This is a genomic window from Novosphingobium rhizosphaerae, assembly GCF_050920675.1.
Taxonomy (GTDB): Bacteria; Pseudomonadota; Alphaproteobacteria; order Sphingomonadales; family Sphingomonadaceae; genus Novosphingobium; species Novosphingobium rhizosphaerae.
This window is the reverse complement of the sequence record NZ_CP137861.1, coordinates 2,835,218-2,854,352: the sequence shown is the minus strand read 5'-3', so window position 1 is coordinate 2,854,352 and position 19,135 is coordinate 2,835,218. Positions and strand designations below refer to the sequence as shown.

13 protein-coding genes are annotated in these 19,135 nt (G+C 65.0%); 5 read left to right on the top strand and 8 right to left on the bottom strand.

Features of this window, described 5'->3' with window-relative positions:
* The first annotated feature begins 166 nt into the window (after window positions 1–166).
* Window positions 167–1,393 carry a 5-aminolevulinate synthase gene (hemA, locus tag R9J51_RS13010; protein WP_168554847.1) on the top strand — a complete coding sequence of 409 codons (1,227 nt, stop codon included), beginning with the start codon at window positions 167–169 and terminating at the stop codon, window positions 1,391–1,393.
* Window positions 1,394–1,525: 132 nt separating this feature from the next.
* Here the strand turns inward: hemA and katG are convergent, their stop codons facing one another.
* On the bottom strand, window positions 1,526–3,793 hold the full coding sequence (gene katG / locus R9J51_RS13005; RefSeq protein WP_179504682.1) for a catalase/peroxidase HPI: 2,268 nt from the start codon (window positions 3,791–3,793) through the stop codon (window positions 1,526–1,528).
* A gap of 502 nt (window positions 3,794–4,295) precedes the next feature.
* On the opposite strand from katG, the gene R9J51_RS13000 reads away from it, so the two are divergent.
* The gene (locus tag R9J51_RS13000) at window positions 4,296–7,370 is read left to right on the top strand and encodes a TonB-dependent receptor domain-containing protein (protein WP_432787453.1); all 3,075 of its coding nucleotides are present in this window, start codon (window positions 4,296–4,298) and stop codon (window positions 7,368–7,370) included.
* 223 nt (window positions 7,371–7,593) lie between these two features.
* Here the strand turns inward: R9J51_RS13000 and R9J51_RS12995 are convergent, their stop codons facing one another.
* The 3 genes from R9J51_RS12995 to R9J51_RS12985 all read right to left on the bottom strand — a co-directional run bounded on the left by R9J51_RS12995 (window position 7,594) and on the right by R9J51_RS12985 (window position 11,580).
* Window positions 7,594–8,799 carry a type III PLP-dependent enzyme gene (locus R9J51_RS12995; protein ID WP_179504681.1) on the bottom strand — a complete coding sequence of 402 codons (1,206 nt, stop codon included), beginning with the start codon at window positions 8,797–8,799 and terminating at the stop codon, window positions 7,594–7,596.
* Between the two features lie 226 nt (window positions 8,800–9,025).
* Complete coding sequence (locus tag R9J51_RS12990) at window positions 9,026–10,222, bottom strand: carboxynorspermidine decarboxylase (protein ID WP_179504680.1); 1,197 nt, start codon at window positions 10,220–10,222, stop codon at window positions 9,026–9,028.
* A gap of 152 nt (window positions 10,223–10,374) precedes the next feature.
* Window positions 10,375–11,580, bottom strand: a complete 1,206-nt coding sequence (locus R9J51_RS12985) for a saccharopine dehydrogenase family protein (protein WP_179504679.1) — start codon at window positions 11,578–11,580, stop codon at window positions 10,375–10,377.
* 215 nt (window positions 11,581–11,795) lie between these two features.
* Here R9J51_RS12985 and R9J51_RS12980 point away from each other — a divergent pair, with 215 nt between their 5' ends.
* The 3 genes from R9J51_RS12980 (at window position 11,796) to R9J51_RS12970 (ending at window position 14,213) form a co-directional block, all read left to right on the top strand.
* On the top strand, window positions 11,796–13,034 hold the full coding sequence (locus tag R9J51_RS12980) for a DUF3419 family protein (RefSeq protein WP_179504678.1): 1,239 nt from the start codon (window positions 11,796–11,798) through the stop codon (window positions 13,032–13,034).
* Window positions 13,031–13,684: a class I SAM-dependent methyltransferase gene (locus R9J51_RS12975; protein WP_432787452.1), complete on the top strand. Its 654-nt coding sequence runs from the start codon at window positions 13,031–13,033 to the stop codon at window positions 13,682–13,684. Before R9J51_RS12980 ends, R9J51_RS12975 begins: the two co-directional genes overlap by 4 nt.
* 106 nt (window positions 13,685–13,790) lie before the next feature.
* The gene (locus R9J51_RS12970; RefSeq protein ID WP_349237446.1) at window positions 13,791–14,213 is read left to right on the top strand and encodes an MAPEG family protein; all 423 of its coding nucleotides are present in this window, start codon (window positions 13,791–13,793) and stop codon (window positions 14,211–14,213) included.
* 6 nt (window positions 14,214–14,219) lie between these two features.
* On the opposite strand, the gene R9J51_RS12965 is transcribed toward R9J51_RS12970, so the two are convergent.
* Genes R9J51_RS12965 through ilvD form a run of 4 tightly spaced genes read right to left on the bottom strand, consistent with a single transcriptional unit; the run spans window position 14,220 to window position 19,051 of the window.
* The gene (locus tag R9J51_RS12965; protein WP_179504677.1) at window positions 14,220–15,425 is read right to left on the bottom strand and encodes a class I SAM-dependent RNA methyltransferase; all 1,206 of its coding nucleotides are present in this window, start codon (window positions 15,423–15,425) and stop codon (window positions 14,220–14,222) included.
* A complete protein-coding gene (locus R9J51_RS12960; RefSeq protein ID WP_179504676.1) occupies window positions 15,422–16,849 on the bottom strand; it encodes an NAD(P)H-hydrate dehydratase in 1,428 nt (475 codons plus the stop codon). Before R9J51_RS12960 ends, R9J51_RS12965 begins: the two co-directional genes overlap by 4 nt.
* The gene (locus R9J51_RS12955) at window positions 16,830–17,195 is read right to left on the bottom strand and encodes a hypothetical protein (protein WP_179504675.1); all 366 of its coding nucleotides are present in this window, start codon (window positions 17,193–17,195) and stop codon (window positions 16,830–16,832) included. Before R9J51_RS12955 ends, R9J51_RS12960 begins: the two co-directional genes overlap by 20 nt.
* Entirely contained in the window at window positions 17,195–19,051 is a 1,857-nt protein-coding gene (gene ilvD / locus R9J51_RS12950) for a dihydroxy-acid dehydratase (protein WP_168554837.1), read from the bottom strand. The genes R9J51_RS12955 and ilvD overlap by 1 nt, the downstream gene beginning before the upstream one ends.
* Window positions 19,052–19,135: the final 84 nt, after the last annotated feature.

Here is a 19,135-nt window from a genome sequence, read left to right as displayed (position 1 = left end):
GAGGCGAGCGGACGTGCGCAAAACGATGTGGCAATAGCCGACCCGGACCTTCACGCCTGGGAGGCAATTGTTGCGATAAGACAAAGACGCGGCCGCCCGGCCATGCTTCACCCCGAAGCGATCCGGGCCCAGCCGGTCAGCTGCAGGAACGAAGGAGCAGCAAGCAGTGAACTACGACCAGATTTTTGATGCTGCCATCGATCGCCTGCATTCCGAAGGTCGTTATCGCGTTTTCATCGACATCCTGCGCAACAAGGGGGCCTACCCCAATGCGCGCTGCTTTGCCGGCCACAATGGCCCCAAGCCGATCACGGTGTGGTGCTCCAACGATTACCTGGCCATGGGGCAGCACCCCAAGGTCATCGCCGCCATGGAAGAAGCGCTGCACGACGTGGGCGCCGGTTCCGGCGGCACGCGCAACATCGGCGGCAACACGCACTATCACGTCGATCTGGAAGCCGAACTGGCCGACCTGCACGGCAAGGATGGCGCGCTGCTGTTCACCTCGGGCTATGTCTCGAACGACGCCACGCTGTCCACGCTGGCCAAGGTCCTGCCGGGCTGCGTGATCTTTTCCGACGAGTTGAACCATGCCAGCATGATTGCCGGCATCCGCAATTCCGGCGCGGAAAAGCGCGTGTTCCGTCATAACGACGTCGAACACCTCGAACAACTCCTGGCCGAAACCGACCCGGCGCTGCCCAAGCTGATTGCCTTCGAAAGCGTCTATTCGATGGATGGCGACGTGGCCCCGATCCACGCCATCTGCGACCTGGCCGAAAAGTACAACGCCCTCACCTACATCGACGAAGTGCACGCCGTGGGCATGTATGGCCCGCGCGGCGGCGGCATCACCGATCGCGACGAGGCGGCCCACCGCATCGACATCATCGAAGGCACGCTGGGCAAGGCGTTCGGCGTGATGGGCGGCTATATCGCGGCCGACACGCGGATCATCGACGTGATCCGCTCTTATGCGCCGGGCTTCATCTTCACCACGTCGCTCTCGCCGGTGCTGGTGGCCGGCGTGCTCGCCTCGGTCCGCCATCTCAAGGCTTCAAGCGAGGAGCGCGAGGCGCAGCAGGCTGCTGCAACCACGCTCAAGCAGTTGTTCCGCGACGCCGGCCTGCCGGTGATGAACAGCACCACGCATATCGTCCCGCTGATGGTGGGCGATCCGGTGCGCGCCAAGAAGGTGTCCGACATCCTGCTGGCCGAATACGGCGTCTATGTGCAGCCGATCAATTTCCCCACCGTGCCGCGCGGCACGGAGCGCCTGCGCTTCACGCCCGGTCCCGCCCATACCGAAGCCATGATGCAGGACCTGACCCGCGCCCTGGTGGAAATCTGGGAACGGCTCGACCTGGAAATGGCCGAACGCCAGGCTGCCTGATCGCCTGATCGCCTTCCGACAAAAAGGAAAAGGCCCCCGGACAGCAATCCGGGGGCCTTTTGCTTGTCTGAAATCCCGCGCCTTTCCAGAGGCGGAGTTCGGGGGTGGTGGAAGCTCCACCACCCCACGCGATCAGAACCGGTCGGCGTTCATCACCTTGGTCCAGGCCGCGCCGAAATCGCGCACGAACTGTTCCTTGGCATCGTCCATGGCATAGGCTTCGGCCACGGCGCGCAGTTCGGAGTTCGAGCCGAAGATCAGATCGACGCTCGTGGCCGTCCAGCGCGGCTTGCCGGTGGTGCGATCGGCGCCTTCATAGAGGCCGGGCGCCTTGTCGGACTTCTTCCACGCCGTGCCCATGTCGAGCAGGTTGACGAAGAAATCGTTGCTCAAGGTGCCGGGCTTGGCCGTCAGCACGCCGTTGGGCGAATGGCCGGTATTGGCATCGAGCGCACGCATGCCGCCCACCAGCACGGTCAGTTCCGGCACGCTCAGGCCCAGCATGTCGGCCTTGTCCACCATGGCTTCGGCCGGGCCCTGCCAATTGGCCGGCGCGTCGTAATAGTTGCGGAACGGATCGGCCACGGGTTCGAGCACGGCAAAGCTGGCCGGATCGGTCTGCGCCTGGGTGGCATCGACACGGCCGGGCGTGAACGGCAGGTCAAGCTTCACGCCACCCTTCGCGGCCGCCTGCTCCACCGCAGCATTGCCGCCCAGCACGATGAGATCGGCCAGGCTCACTTTCTTGCCGCCCGGCGCGCTCTTGTTGAAGCCCGCCTGGATCGCGCCCAGCTTGGCCAGCACCGCATCGAGTTCGGCCGGATCGTTCACCGCCCAGCTCTTTTCCGGGTTCAGGCGGATGCGCGCGCCATTGGCCCCGCCACGCATGTCGGTGCTGCGGAACGTGCTGGCCGAAGCCCATGCGGCGCGGATCAGCTCGCGCTGCGTGAGGCCGCTCGCCAGGATCTGCGCCTTGAGGGTGGCCACGTCACCGGCATCGATCGCCGCATAGTCCGCCTTGGGCAGCGGGTCCTGCCACAGGAAGCTCTGCGCCGGCACGTCGGGCCCGATGTAGCGCGCCTTTGGCCCCATGTCGCGGTGGGTCAGCTTGAACCAGGCGCGGGCAAAGGCATCGGCAAAGGCCTGCGGATCCTTACGGAATTTGAGGGCTATGGCGCGGAACGCGGGGTCTTCCTTGACCGCGATATCGGTGGTGAACATCATCGGCGCATGGGTCACGCCCGCCACGTGGGCATCGGGCACGATCTGCACGTCCTTGGCGTTCTTGGGCGTCCACTGCTTGGCGCCGGCCGGGCTGGTGGTGAGCACCCAATCGAACTGGAACAGGTTATCCAGGTATTGCGTGGTGAACGCGATCGGGTTGGCCGACCAGGCACCTTCCAGCCCGCTGGTCACGGTGTCTTCGGCGTTGCCCTTGCCACACTTGTTCTTCCAGCCGATGCCCTGGTCCTCGATGCTGCCGCCAGCCGGCTGCGGCCCGGTGCATTCCTCGGGCTTGTGCGCGCCATGCGCCTTGCCGAAAGTGTGGCCGCCGGCGATCAGGGCCACGGTTTCCTCGTCGTTCATTGCCATGCGGCCGAACGCGCGGCGAATGTCGGCCGCCGCCGCGATGGGATCGGGATTGCCGCCCGGCCCTTCTGGGTTCACATAGATCAGGCCCATCTGCACGGCGGCAAGCGGCCCTTTCAGCTGCCCATTGGCACCGATGCGCGTCTTGGCGCCATCCAGCCACTTCTTCTCGCTGCCCCAGAACACCATGTCCGGCTCCCACGCGTCGACACGGCCGCCGGCAAAGCCCAGGGTCTTGAAGCCCATCTGCTCCAGCGCGACATTGCCGGTCAACACCATGAGATCGCCCCACGAGATGGCGCGGCCATACTTCTGCTTGATCGGCCAGAGCAGGCGGCGCGCCTTGTCGAGATTGGCGTTGTCGGGCCAGGAATTCTGCGGATCGAACCGCTGCTCGCCGCCGGCCGAACCACCGCGCCCATCCACCGTGCGATAAGTGCCGGCACTGTGCCAGGCCATGCGGATGAAGAACGGCCCGTAGCTGCCATAATCGGCCGGCCACCAAGGCTGCGAGGTGGTAAGCACCTTGGCGATGTCAGCCTTCACGGCTGCCAGATCGAGCGCCTTGAACGCCGCAGCATAATCGAAATCGGCACCATAAGGATTCGACTTCACGTCATTCTGGCGCAAGGGCGACAGGTCGAGCCGGTTGGGCCACCAATCCTTGTTGGTGGTGGCGGTTTCCGGCGTTGAGGGCGCTGTAGCGGCCACGGTGGGCGCGGTGCCCGTTTCGGCCTGCGCGGCGGATATGGACCATGGGGCAATCATGGCGAACGCCAAGGCGCCCAGCGGACGATGAATGCGACGCATTGCAACAATCTCCTGCATCAATTTAGGACAAGAAAAGGCGTTGCCGCAGACACGAGAGCCTGCAGCCTGAATTGTTTCTGGATCTTTTCCAAAAGGCACGACGAGAGGCACCTTCCGGGCAAATCAAGCCCGGCGATCTTGGCACCGTGTTCAACAGGTTTTCAGATCATGTCAGTATGACAATGCCGCTGCGTTCTCCCTTCATCCCGTGTTCAGTCAGCGTTGTTTCGCAAATCATGAACAAGAGGAAACGCATTTATCCGGTCACAAAGATTGCCGGAATCGATCATGCGACGGACGGTGGGAACCGAGCCGGAATGGGTGCGTTGCAACGCGCGAGCGGTGCCGTATGTTGCAAATGCTTACTGCAGCATTGCACCAAGGGGCATGGTGTAACATCGGCGCAACACCCTGGCAAACCCTTGATCAAATTGGCGCAAAATGGTTGCATTGCGATACGCATCACGCAAACTTGGTAGCACTTGCAACAAACGGGGGCTTTATGGCCGCGACTTCTTTTTCGCAGCGCCGCATGCGGGCATTGGCCGCAACGGCGTCGGTGTTCCTTCCATTGGTGATGGCTGGCGGGGCATATGCCCAGTCTGCCGACGCCCAATCCGGTGCTGCTGCAGCGGCCCCCGCCCCTGCCACCACCGCCCCGGCCGATGACAATCAGTCCGAAATCGTCGTAACTGGTTCGCGCATCACCCGCGCGCCAATCACCGACCAGCCGGTTGCCACGCTGAGCAGTGAACTGATCGAACAGCGCGGTTTCACCAACGTGGGCCAGGCGCTGCAGCAATTGCCGGGCTTTGGCGTGCCGGGCAACAGCGTGGCGGGTGATCAGGGCAGCTTCGGTGCCGGCCAGACCTTTGCCAACCTCTACAACCTGGGTTCGCAGCGGACGCTGACGCTCGTCAATGGCATGCGCTTCGTCAGCCCGGCCAGCACCTCGATCTTCGGCGCAGTGGCGGGCAGCCCGGTCGATCTCGGCCAGATCGCGCCCAGCCTGGTCGATCACATTGAAGTAGTCTCGGTCGGCGGCGCGCCGATCTACGGTTCCGACGCCATCGCGGGCACCGTGAACGTGTTGCTCAAGAAGAACTATGACGGCTTCGAAGCGACCGGCTCCTATGGTCTTTCGAAGTATGGTGACGGGCAGGATTACAACGTCTCGCTGCTCGCCGGCAAGAATTTCGCCGAAGGGCGCGGCAATATTACCGCCAACTTCTATTACGACCACCAGAACGGCATCACCGGCGCCCAACGGCCCAACACGTATGGCGGTTCGGCTCCGTTCTTCGGCACGTCGACCGGCGATGCCAGCTATGCCTACCAGCTCTACACGCGCGGCCGTCACTACAACGTCTTTACCAACACCGGCATGCCGATGGTGGATGACTATTACGCCGTGCTGGGTAAAAAGGCTGCGGCGGGCATCACCGATGCACTTGGCCGCACCCTGGTCTTCAACAAGGCCGGCCAGCTCGTTCCGTTCAAGAACGGCCAAGCGACCGGCAGCGCGATCTACCAGTCGGGCGGTGACGGGTTCGCCATCGGCGATTACAGCAACTTCCTTGTCGCGTCTGAACGCTATCAGGGCACGATCCTGGCGCATTACGACATCAGTGACAGCATCCGCTTCAACGGCGAAGTTTGGTTCAGCCGCAACTATGCCTCCAACACCGTCGGCCAGCCGTTCTACAACTACTACGGTTTTGGCGATGCCGGTGACGCGAACGGCAACCTGATCATCAATACGGCCAACCCGTATCTCAGCGCCGCCGACCGTGCCACGATCGTCAGCAACCTTGCTGCGGCAGGCGCAGACACCAGCAAGTTCTACATGGCGCGGGCGAACACCGATCTTTCGACCGGTTCGTTCCGCACCAGCAACGACCTGCTGCGCTTCGTGGGTGGCGTGACCGGCGACATCGAGGCTGGCGAACGCAAGTTTACCTGGGAAATCAACGGGACCTACGGCCGCACCATTTCGCGCACCACGTCGCGCGAGATCGTAACGCAGAATTTCTTCAACGCGATCGATGCCACCACCGACGGCAGCGGCAACATCATTTGCCGTCCTGGCTATACCAACGCCGCGATCGCCACGGGCAGCGCCACGTGCGCGCCGCTCAACATCTTCGGCAACGGCAACGCCAGCCAGGCTGCGCTCGACTACATCACGACGCAGGCCACCACGCGCCAGATCAACAAGCAGTCCGACATCATTGCCGACATCAAGGGCGACCTGTTCAAGCTGCCGGGCGGCTTTGCCAAGTTCGTGCTGGGCTACGAACACCGTTATGAAAGCGCCAGCTTTGATCCGGGCGCGTTCTATTACGGCCAGGACAACGGAGATGGCGCCCGCACGCAATACGGGAATTCGATTCCGATCGACCCGGTCGCGGGCAGCTACAACACCAACGAAGGCTTCGGCGAACTCAGCCTGCCGCTCGTCGCCCCCGACAATGCCGTGCCTGCAGTCTATCGCCTCGAAGTCAACGCTGCCGGCCGTTACGTGAAGAACAGCATCGCCGGTGGTTTCTGGACCTATACCGGGGGCGCCACGTATGCGCCGGTCAAGGACCTGACCTTGCGCGGTAACTACACCCGCTCCTTCCGCGCGCCTGCGATCACCGAACTGTTCGCACCAGTCGGGTCGATTTTCGACACCGCCAACGACCCCTGCGACAAGCGCTACATCAACCAGGGCCCCAACCCTTCGCGTCGTGCTGCCAATTGTGCCGCTGCCGGCATTCCAGCCAACTTCACCTCCAACGTCGTTGACTATACCGCGCAGGGCACCTCGGGTGGCAATCCGAAGCTGCAGAACGAAGTTGCCAACAGCTGGACCGTGGGCGGTGTGTTGCAACCCTCGTTCCTGCCTGGCCTCACTGTCACCAGCGACTATGTGAACATCAAGATCAAGAACGAGATCGCGACGCTCAGCCTGACCGATCTGATGAACGCATGCTATGACTCGGCATCGGGCAGCAGCTCTTACTGCAACTCTTTCACGCGCGATGCGGACGGCCAAGTCACCAACTTTGCCGAAGGCAACTACAACATCGGCCTGGAAGTGTTCCGGGCACTGCAGACTTCGGCCAAATGGAATCTGCCGCTTAGCCGCTTCGGCCTGCCCACCTCGGCTGGTCAGCTGATGTTCGACTTCAACTACCTGCACACCTTCCGCCACTACTACCAGATCGGCGAAGGCGACTTCACCAACACGGTGGGCGGTGTGAGCGAGCCGACCGATAACTTCACCGCCTCGGCAACTTATGCCAAGCGGACGTTCAACTGGATGTGGCAGGCCACTTACTATGGCCCGTCGCGCGTTGCGGTAAACTCGCCCGACACGGTCTACCAATATCCCCGCATTGGCGCCTACGTGCTGTTCAACACGGCCATCGGCTTCAACGTGCAAGATCGGTTCAGCCTGCGCCTCAACGTCAACAACGTGTTCAACCGCAGCGTGCCCTTCCCCTACTACCTGGGTACTGGCGGTGCGACCCGCTACTTCGACGCCATCATGGGCCGCTACATGCGGATCACGGCCGGCGTGAAGTTCTGATCAAGGTGTTGCGTGGCGGTTCAGGCCGCCACGCGCGTCGAACGTTTGCCAGGGCCATCCGCGCCCCGGCAGCTGGCCAAGAAAAAGGCCCCGCCGATCGGATCGGCGGGGCCTTTTCTCTGGGTTGCGACCCGATTGGACTCGGGATGTGCGGCTGTTCTATCGATTGTCAGATGACGAAAAGATGAACCGGCGGACGCAAGTGGTCCGCCGGTTCATCGTTTCAGCGCAGCGACACCACGTTGTCGCTCAGGCGCTGGCCACGGCGGCTGCCGTTGTACTGGCTGGCCATCGGCTCGTCCGACACGGTGTAGGTTTCCACCGCTTCGAAGCCGTTGAACGCGGTCTTCATCGCCGCGCCATAGGCGCCGAGCATGCCGATCTCGATGTAGTCGCCGGCACGGACATCACCGGGCAGCGGGAACGGCCCTTCCATATAGTCCATGTCGTCGCACGTCGGCCCGTAGAAGCTGAAGTCCTGCGCTTCGGCAGAGCCATCAGCATCGTTGTCCGCCTCGCGCAGCAGGCGCACGGGGAAGCGCCAGCCGACGTGGGCCGCATCGAACAGCGCGCCATAGGCGCCGTCGTTGATGAACAGCTCGTTCTCACGACGCTTTTCCACGCGCACGATGATCGAGTTGTATTCCGCGCAGAGCGCACGGCCCGGTTCGCACCACAGCTCGGCCGAGTAGGACACCGGCAGCGATTCATAAGTGCGGTCGATCAGCGCGAAGTAATCTTCGAGCGGGGGCGGTTCCATGCCCGGATAGACCGAGGGGAAGCCCCCGCCGACATCGATGATGTCCACCGTGACGGCGGCATCGACGATCGCTGCGCGGGCCTTTTCCAGGGCCAGGACATAGGCATGCGGGCTCATCGCCTGGCTGCCCACGTGGAAGCACACGCCCAGGCAATCAGCCAGCTGGCGGGTCTGCTGCAGCAGTTCGCGCGCATCAACCAGATCGCAGCCGAACTTGGAGGCCAAGCTCAGTTCCGAATGTTCCGACGAGACGCGCAGGCGCACGCAAAGCGTCAGATCGCTCGCGCCATCGGTGGCTTCGCGGATCTTTTCGAGTTCGTCGAGCGAATCGAGGCTGAAGGTGCGAACGCCGAACTCGTGATAGGCCTGCGCGATGGCGCGGGGGGCCTTGACCGGGTGCATGAAGCACAGCGTCGCTTGCGGAAGCGTGGCGCGCACCAGCTTCACCTCGGCAATCGAGGCAACATCATAGTGCGTGACGCCGGCATCCCAGAGGATGCGCAGCAGGTCTGGAGAGGGATTCGCTTTGACAGCATAGAGCGACTTGCCCGGAAACTTCTCGACAAAGAAGCGGGCGGCGCGCGCAGCTGCATGCGGGCGGTTCAGAATGGCGGGTTGGTCAGGCGCGGTGGCGCGAACTACAGCCCGTGCATCAGGATGAATGTGCAACTCAAGGGACCCCCAAACGGAACGTGGAACGAAAGCTGCCTTGCGGTTTGGAAGTCCCCATGGGGCAGCGAGGAAGCGCTAAATAAGCCGAAGGGGGCGAACTTCAAGCGAAAAAATCCCCCTTTCACAAATCTGTCACACACCGGGCCACGGGCTGGCGCACGCACGCCCCCGGCGGGCGCACAATGCGCGCAGCAATATGGCAGCAAGCATATGATAAATTTGATTAACTCAGGCGGTCACGGAAATCTTCGTAGGCAAACTTGCGGATCCGATCGAGCTGATCGGTGTTGCTGTCCCACAGCCAGATCGATGGCAAAGGCACGCCGTTGAACGTGGTAGTCTTGACCATCGAATAGTGCGCCTGGTCCAGGAACGCGAACCGCGTGCCTGGCTCGGCTGCCGCGGGCAGGCGATAGTCCCCGATCACGTCGCCCGCGAGGCACGATGGCCCACCCAGCCGCACCGGGGCATCCCCTGCCCCGTCCTCATAGTCATCGATCGGCAGTTCGCCCAGCATCGCCGGACGATAGGGCGCCTCGATCACATCGGGCATGTGGCAGGTGGCCGAAATGTCGGTGATGGCAATGTCCATCCCGTTCCAGTGGCGATCGAGTACGGTGCCGACCAGGATCCCGGCATCGAGCGCCACGGCCTCGCCCGGCTCCAGATAGAGCTCGCAGCCAGTCTGCGCCTTCACGTCGCGCAGGAAGGCGACCAGTTCGTCGCGCTGGTAATCGGCGCGGGTCACGTGGTGCCCGCCGCCAAAGTTCAGCCACTTGAGCTGGCCCAGGAACGGCGCGATGCGCGGGGCAAGCGAATCCCAGGTGCGACGCAGCGGTTCGAAATCCTGCTCGCACAGGGTGTGGAAGTGCAGGCCGGAAACACCCTCGAGATGTTCGGGGCGCAGTTGGTCCACCGGAAAGCCCAGGCGCGAATGCGGGGCGCACGGGTCATAGCGCGGGACTTCGCCTTCCTGGTGCAGCGGATTGATGCGCAGCCCCACGTCGAACGCATGGCCGGCGGCCCGCGCCGCCTCCAGCACGGGCTTGAACCGCGCGATCTGGAACGGCGAATTGAAGATCACATGGTCCGAAAGCGCGCAGATCTCGGGCAGGTCTTCGGCCTTGTAGGCCGCGCAGTAGGTCGCGATCTCGCCCTGGTAGTGCTCGTCCGCCAGCTTGGCTTCCCACAGGCCCGAGGTGCACACGCCATCGAGGTATTCGCCCACCACCGGGGCCACCTGCCACATCGAAAAAGCCTTGAGCGCGGCCAGCACCTTGATCCCGGCGCGGTCGCGGATATCGGCCAGCGTAGCCAGGTTGCGCCGCAGCGCCTGGACATCGACGACGAAGGCGGGGCTATCGACGCGCGACAGGTCGAAATGGGCAAAGGCGCCCGGATCGCCGGCTCTGGTTTCCATCGGTGGGGCCTTTCTGAGGGCTTGGGGCATGGCTTCCACCACCCCCAACCCCCTCCTCTGAAGAGGAGGGGGCTATCGGTATCTTGCTCCCCCTCCTCTTCAGAGGAGGGGGTTGGGGGGTGGTGGGGGCCTTACACCCCCTCACCTGCAAATCAGAACTGCAGCGGACCTGCCAGTTCCTTCACCTGCCAGGGCAGGCCATGCTGGCTCAGCATATCCATGAACGGATCGGGATCGAGCTGTTCGATGTTGAACACGCCCTCGCCCTTCCACAGGCCCTGCACCACCAGCGCCGCACCGATCATCGCCGGAACGCCGGTGGTATAGCTGATCGCCTGGTTGCCGGTTTCGGCAAAGGCGTCTTCATGGTCGCAGATGTTGTAGATGTAGAACGTCTTTTCAACGCCGTCCTTGAGGCCGGTGGCAATATCACCGATGTTGGTCTTGCCCTTGGTGGTGGCGCCCAGCGAGGCCGGCTCGGGCAGCACGGCTTTCAGGAACTGCAAGGGAATGATTTCCTTGCCTTCATAGACCACCGGATCGATCCGCGTCATGCCCACGTTCTGCAGCACGGTGAGGTGCGTGATATAGGCGTCGCCAAACGTCATCCAGAAACGGATGCGCTCGATTTCGGGCAGGTGCGTCTTCAGGCTTTCGATTTCCTCATGATACATGAGGTACATGTTCTTGGGGCCAACCGCCTCGAAATCGAACTGCTCGCGGATGGTCAGCGCCGGGGTTTCCACCCATTCGCCGTTCAGCCAGTGACGCGCCGGGGCGGTCACTTCGCGGATGTTGATTTCGGGGTTGAAGTTGGTGGCAAAGGCCTGGCCATGGTCGCCGCCGTTGCAATCGAGAATGTCGAGCGTGCGAATCGTGTCGAGCTTGTGCTTCTTGAGCCAGGTGGCGAACACCGAAGTCACGCCCGGATCGAAGCCCGAGCCGAGCAGCGCCATCAGGCCCTTTTCCTTGAAGCGTTCCTGATAGGCCCACTGCCACTTGTATTCGAACTTGGCTTCCTCGCGCGGTTCGTAGTTGGCGGTGTCCATATAGTGCACGCCGGCCGCCAGGCACGCGTCCATGATCGTCAGGTCCTGGTACGGCAGCGCCAGGTTGACCACGAGCACGGGCTTCACCTCGTTGATCAGCGCGGTGGTAGCGGCCACGTCGTCGGCGTCGATCTGATAGGTCGCCACGTCCACGCCGGTGCGTTCCTTCACCGAGGCGGCGATCGCGTCGCACTTGCTCTTGGTGCGGCTGGCAAGGGCGATGCCGGTGAAGATATCGGCATTCATCGCCATCTTGTGGACCGCGACCGAGCCGACGCCGCCGGCGCCAATCACAAGAACCTGAGCCATGGTCACTCCATAATCGTCAAAACAGGGGGTTTGGAGGCAGTCCGGCACGGGCTGCCCATCATGGGCAGGGCACATAGGGCAAGCACATGACAAACCCAAGTCCTATTGCACCCCGCGCATTCGCCCCGCCCGGCCGGCGCGGCGCGCCTGCCATAATCCCGCAACGCCACTGTCGTAGAGCGACGCCCATCCATACGAATGGGAAAGGCAAGGCCATGGAATTGCGGAAAAGCCGGGAAAACCCCGGCGCCACCAACCCGATCACCCGCTCGGTCGTGCGCAAGGGTACCGGGATGGCCCATCGCCTGCTGGACCATGCCTTTGCCCAGGCCTTTCGCGGGCTGGTCTATGCCCAGATCTGGGAAGACCCCGAAGTGGACATGGACGCCCTGCAGATTCGGCCCGACAGCCGCGTGGTGGCCATCGCCAGCGGCGGGTGCAACGTGCTGTCCTATCTGGTCGCCGATCCGGCCAGCATCACCGCGGTCGATCTCAACACCGCGCACATCGCGCTCAACAAGCTGAAACTGGCGGCCGCGCAGGGGCTGCCCGATCATGCACAGTTCCACCGCTTCTTCGCCCAGGCCGACAGCGCGGCCAACATCGCCGCCTATCGCGCGCATCTGCTGCCGCTGCTCGACGAGCCGACGCGGCGCTATTGGGAAGGGCGCGACCTGATCGGCCGGCGGCGCATCGGCGGGTTCGGCAAGGGCATCTACAAGCGCGGGCTGCTGGGGAATTTCATCGGCGTCGCGCACCTTCTGGCCAGGCTCTACCGCATCGACCTGGCCGCGATCCTTGCCGCCCCCACCCAGGATGCACAGCGCGCCGTGTTCGAGCGCGAACTGGCGCCGGTGTTTGACAAGCGCTTCGTGCGCTGGCTGGTCGATCAGCCGGCGGCGCTGTTCGGCCTGGGCATCCCGCCCGCGCAATTCGACGCGCTGGCCGGGGACGAGCCCATGGCGCAAGTGCTGCGCCGCCGGTTGGAAAAGCTGGCGTGCGATTTCCCGGTCGAGGAAAACTATTTCGCCTGGCAGGCCTTTTCGCGCGGCTATTCCCGCAATGGCCAAGGGCCGCTGCCGCCCTACCTCCAGGCGGCGAACTGGCAGGCGGTGCGCGAACGCGCCGATCGCGTTACCGTGCTGCACGCCAATTTCACCGAGCACCTGGCCACCCTGCCCGATGCCTCGCGTGATCGCTACGTCCTGCTCGATGCGCAGGACTGGATGACCGATGAACAGCTCAACGCCCTTTGGCAGCAAATCACCCGAACCGCGCGGCCCGCTGCCCGCGTGCTGTTCCGCACCGCGGCGGCGCCCACGTTACTGCCAGGCCGGGTGGCGCCCGAACTGCTCGACCGCTGGACCTATCATGCGCAAGCCAGCGCCGGGTTCACCACGCGCGATCGCTCGTCGATCTATGGCGGGGTGCACCTTTACGAGTTGACCGCGTGACCACCCTGGCCGGGCCGGCGCGCGACCATGCCGCGCTGATGGATGCCATCTATCGGCGGCAGGTGTGGCTCTATGACGCCACGCGCAAATACTATCTGTTCGGGCGCGACCGGCTGATCCGTGACCTTGATGCGCCACCCGGCGCGCGCGTGCTCGAACTGGGCTGCGGCACCGGCCGCAACCTCGCGCTGATCGGGCAGCGATGGCCGGGCATGCGCCTCCATGGGATCGACATTTCGCAAGACATGCTCGGTGCGGCGCGGCGGCGGCTGGGGGCGGACGCCCGCCTTGCCCTGGCCGATGCGAGCCAGTTCGATCCGCAAGCCCTGCTGGGCACGCCGCTGTTCGACCGCGTGGTGATTTCCTTTGCGCTGTCGATGATTCCGCCGTGGCAGGACACCATCGCCCAGGCCGCGCATCTGCTGGCACCGGGCGGATCGCTGCACATGGTCGATTTCCATGATGCTGCCGGCCTGCCAAACCCGCTGCGGCGTGGGCTGCAGGCATGGCTGGCACGCTTTCACGTCACGCCACGGACCGACCTGGCCGCCGTGAGCCGCACACTCGCAGCGCAATCGGGCCTGGCGTGCGACGTTCATACCGGTCCGCTGGGCTATTACCGGCTGGTGACGATGACCCGCGCGCGCTGAGCCGCATATTTGACAACGCTTGCATGGCAGCGCACAACCCTGTGGATAATGCCTGCGCCGCCTGTGGATAACGTGGGCACGAAAGGGGTTTGGGATGGAGGCGCCGATGCTGGCACCCGCGGCCGTGCTCGTGCTGTGGTCGCTGGTCATGCTGGGCTGGCTTGGGGTGGCGCGCATTCAGGCGTTCGCCCGGACCTCGGGCAAGTTGCACGATCTGCCGCCCGGCAGCCGCGGCCAGGAACTCGAGAGTCGCCTGCCACCAGGTGCCTGCTGGCCATCGCACAACTATGCCCACCTGATGGAGCAGCCCACGCTGTTCTACGCGGTTTGCCTGATCCTGGCGGTGCTGGGCCCGCAGCGCGACGATATCCTGGTGGCCTGGGCCTATGTCTTGCTGCGGGTCATCCATTCGCTGTGGCAGGCGCGCATCAACACGATCCCGGCGCGGCTGGCGCTGTTCGGCGCCGCCACCTTCTGCCTCGTGGCATTGGCCATCCGCGCCGCGGTGCTGGCCCTGCGCATCGATTAGCCGGGCTTACCCTTTGCGCACGAACAGGCTGGCGAGTTCGACGTGGGTGGACCAGCGGAACTGTCCCACCGCTTTCAATCCCGCCAGCCGATAGCCGGCAGCCACCAGCGTGGCGGCATCACGCGCCCAACTCGCCGGGTTGCAGCTGACATAGACCAGCCGGCCCACGGTGGACGCGGCGATCTGGGCCACTTGTTCACGCGCACCGGCGCGCGGCGGATCGAGCAGCACCGCAGCAAACCGGTTAAGCTCTTCGGCACGCAGTGGGTTGCGGAACAAGTCGCGGTGCAAGGCATGGACCGGCCTGCCCTTCATCCGTGCCGCGGCCTGGCACGCCAGATGCGCATCGCGCGCCGCTTCCACCGCCAAGACCTTGGTGCCCGGCCCGGCCAGGGCAAAGGCGAACGTGCCAAGCCCGGCAAAGAGATCGGCCACCGTGGCGGCGCCAGCCAGCCAGCCCTTGGCCGCTTCCACCAGCGCCGCTTCGCCATCGGCCGTCGCCTGAAGAAACGCGCCCGGCGGCAGGCTCACCGCCGTGCCACCCAGAGTCACCGTGGCCGGATCGGGTTCCCACGTGGTTTCCGGGCCATAGCCGGTATCGAGCGTCAGCCGCGCCAAGCCATGGGTGCGGGCAAAATCGAGCAAGGCTTCGGTCTGCGTCAGGTTTTCGGCCGCCAGGCCGAACAGGCCCAGCGCCACGCCCTGGTCGGCCAGGGTCATTTCCACGTCCACCGCCAGCTTGCGATCCTGCCAGCTTTCCAGCAGCGCGCGCAGCGGCGCAACCAGGGCAAGGATTTCCGGCGCAATCACATGGCATTCGCGCATGTCCACGGTCTTGTGGCTGCCACCCTCGCGAAAGCCCAGCACCACGCGGCGGCCGATCGCCTGGCCGTGCAGCGTGGCGCGGCGGCGCGTGCGCGGCGGGGAAAGGTGGGTTGGTTCGGCCACGCCGGGGTCAAGCCCCTGCCCTCGCGCGGCGCCGATCACGCGGTCGCCCACGTAGTCCCGCAGCGCATCTTCCGACAAGTGCTGCAACTGGCACCCCCCGCACGCCGGGAAATGGCGGCAGGGCGGCTCCACATGGTTTGGCCCCCAAGTGAGCGTGCCATCGTCTTCCAGCACGTCGCCAGGGGCAGAAAGGGCAACATAGCGCCCATCGGCCGTTGCGCCCTCGCCCTTGGCGGCGACGCGCACGATCGGGGCGCCGCTCACGACAGGGCCTGTCGCAGCGCGCCACCGATGGCATGGGCCAGATCGCCGCTGGTAAAGGCAGGCCCGGCCAGATGCGCAGCTTCCCCATGCAGCCAGAGCGCCTCGTGCGCGGCGCGCGCCGGATCGCGCCGCACGGCCAGCCGGCTTGCCACGGCGCCGGCCAGGACATCGCCCGTGCCCGCCACCGAAAGCCAGGAAGACGCGCGCGGCGCCACCGTCACTTCACCGGCCGGGCTGGCGATCACGCTGTCCGGCCCCTTGAGCATTACCACTGCGCCTGCGGCCTGCGCCAATGCCACGGCGCGGATGCGTCGTTCGCCATGGCCCGAAAGCCCGAAATTCCGTTCCAAAACCTGCATCTCTCCTTCATGCGGGGTCAACACCATCGGCGCACCCCGCAGCATGTCCCCCTTAAGCATCTTTGGCGCCAGCAAGACCAGCGCATCGGCATCGATCACGGTGGGCTTGCGCGCCGCCAGCACTGCTTCCAGCCTGGCCTTGGCCGCATCGTCGCGCCCCAACCCTGGCCCCACCAGCAAAGCGGCAAAGCGATCATCGGCCAGATCCGTCTCCAGGGCGTCATGCCGCACCACCAGTTCCGGCGGTGCGCCAGGCAGCCCGGCGTCGGCCGCAAGCACCTGCACATAGCCGGCCCCGCCGCGCAAGGCCGCCGTGGCTGCCAGCAAGGCCGCTCCCGGCATCGCGCCGGCGACGATGCCCAGCAGGCCCCGGCGATACTTGTGCGCGTTAGCGGCGGGCGCCGCCAGCACTGGGCGTTGCAGCACCCGCGCCGCGCCTGGCACGGCTTCGACGCCGATATCCACCAGGCGCAACGCGCCCATCGTGGCGCAAGCCGGCATGGCAAAGTGGGCATGCTTCCACGCGCCCAGCGCCAGTGTCAGGTGCCAATCGGGAAGCCCTGCATTGAGGCAAGCGCCGCTGTTGCTGTCCACCCCGCTCGGCACGTCAACCGCGATGCGATAGGGGTGATGCGCGGCAAGATCGGTCAGCAGCGCCAGCAATGGCGCATCCAGCGGGCGCGCCAGGCCACTGCCAAACAGGCAATCGACCAGCACACTACTCTCGACGCCCGCTCCGCTTTCCTTGACGCTCCCGGCGTAGAGAGCGCGCGCACGCAGTGCCGCTTCCGTTCGCGGCGGGTGCGGGGCAACGACCTGCACCCGCACGCCTGCGTCGGCCAGGTATTGCGCGATGACATAACCATCGCCGCCGTTGTTGCCCGGGCCGCACAGCACCGTCACGCGGCGCCCGGCGGCCACCCGGCGCACCCATTCGCCCGCCCCGCGCCCGGCACGCTGCATCAGCGCGTGAACATCGGTGCCGGCGCCGATCAGCGTCTCTTCCGCCGCGCGCATCTGCGCCACGGTAAGAACTTGGGCGAGATCAGGGTGTCTTGGGCCCATCGGCTTTCACCTTTGCGGGAAAACGATAGCGATCGCCGCCCACGGTCACTTCCAGCCGGCCATCGACAAGCCATGCGACTTGCGCGGGCACCACGCCATCGGCAGCCACCACGCCGCGCCCGTCGTCCACCTTGAGCAGGCGCCGAAATCCCCCGCCGGGATGATGGACGATCAGCAGATGACGCGTGCCTTCAACCACGGGTTCCACGCGGCAATCCCGCTTGAACGCACTGGCGCCGTCGGTGGCGCATTCGATGGTCACCATCGGCGGTTCGGGCGCCGAGCCGGTCCCCTGCCCGCATGCGGCCAGGGCAAAGACCGGCAGCAAGGCGCCCGAGCGCCGCATCAGTTGCGCTTGAGCTGCGACAGATCGCGCACCGCGCCACGCGCGGCGCTGGTCGTCATCGCGGCATAGGCTTGCAGGGCGACGGAAACCTTGCGCGCACGCGGCTTGGCCGGCTGCCAGGCATCGGCACCCTTGGCTTCCATCGCGGCACGGCGGCGGGCCAGTTCGTCCGCCGCAACCAGCACGTCGATCTTGCGTCCGGGAATGTCGATGGCGATCAGGTCCCCGTTCTCGACCAGGCCGATATCCCCGCCTTCCGCCGCTTCGGGCGAGACGTGGCCGATCGACAGGCCCGAGCTGCCGCCCGAAAAGCGGCCATCGGTCACCAGCGCGCAGGCCTTGCCCAGGCCCTTGGACTTCAAGTAGCTGGTGGGATAGAGCATTTCCTGCATGCCCGGCCCGCCCTTCGGCCCTTCATAGCGGATCAGCACCACGTCGCCTTCCACCACCTGGCCGGTGAGGATTGCGGTCACAGCGGCGTCCTGGCTTTCATAGACCTTGGCCGGGCCGGTGAACTTGAGGATGCTTTCATCCACGCCGGCCGTCTTCACGATGCAGCCGTCAGCGGCGATGTTGCCGGCCAGCACGGCCAGACCGCCATCCTGGCTGAATGCATGGGTGGCGCTGCGGATCACGCCGTTTTCGCGGTCGAGATCGAGTTCGGCCCAGCGGCGGCTTTGGCTGAACGCGGTCTGCGTGGGCACGCCACCGGGGGCGGCGCGATAGAATTCCTGGACCGACGGCGCGTTGGTGCGCGCCACGTCCCACTGCGCCAGCGCGTCAGCCATCGTGCGGGCGTGCACGGTGGGCGTGTCGGTGTGCAGCAGCCCGGCGCGATCGAGCTCGCCCAGGATCGCCATGATCCCGCCCGCGCGGTGCACGTCTTCCATGTGCACGTCGTTCTTGGCGGGGGCGACCTTGGACAGCACCGGCACGCGGCGCGACAGCCGGTCGATATCGGCCATGGTGAAATCCACCCCGGCTTCCTGCGCGGCGGCCAGCAGGTGCAGCACGGTGTTGGTCGAACCGCCCATGGCGATGTCGAGGCTCATCGCGTTTTCAAAGGCGCGGAAGTTGGCAATCGCACGCGGCAGCGCCGTCTCGTCACCCTCTTCGTAATAGCGCTTGCACAAGTCCACCGCCAGGCGCCCGGCTTCCAGGAACAGGCGCTGGCGATCGGCATGGGTTGCCAGAGTGGAGCCGTTGCCCGGCAGCGACAGGCCCAGTGCCTCGGTCAGGCAATTCATCGAATTGGCGGTGAACATGCCCGAGCACGAGCCGCACGTGGGGCAGGCCGAACGTTCGATATCGGCCACTTCCTCGTCGGTATAGCTGTCGTCGGCGGCGACGATCATCGCGTCGACCAGGTCGAGCGCGTGTTCCTTGCCACGCACGACAACCTTGCCCGCTTCCATCGGCCCGCCCGAAACGAACACCACCGGAATGTTGATGCGCAGCGCCGCCATCAGCATGCCCGGCGTGATCTTGTCGCAGTTGGAAATGCACACCATGGCGTCGGCGCAATGCGCGTTGACCATGTATTCCACGCTATCGGCGATCAGGTCGCGGCTAGGCAGCGAATAGAGCATGCCATCGTGGCCCATGGCGATGCCATCATCCACCGCGATAGTGTTGAATTCCTTGGCTACGCCGCCGGCCGCCTCGATCTCGCGCGCGACCATCTGGCCCAGGTCCTTCAAGTGGACGTGGCCGGGCACGAACTGGGTGAACGAGTTCACCACCGCCACGATCGGCTTGCCGAAATCGCCATCCTTCATCCCCGTGGCGCGCCACAGGCTGCGCGCGCCCGCCATGTTGCGGCCGTGGGTCGAAGTGCGGGAGCGATAGGCGGGCATTGTTCGGAGACTCCAGACGTACAATTCTTTCGCGCCGCGCGGGCGCAAGGACGTGCCCCTACTCCAGGCAAGGGCCAGCGTCCA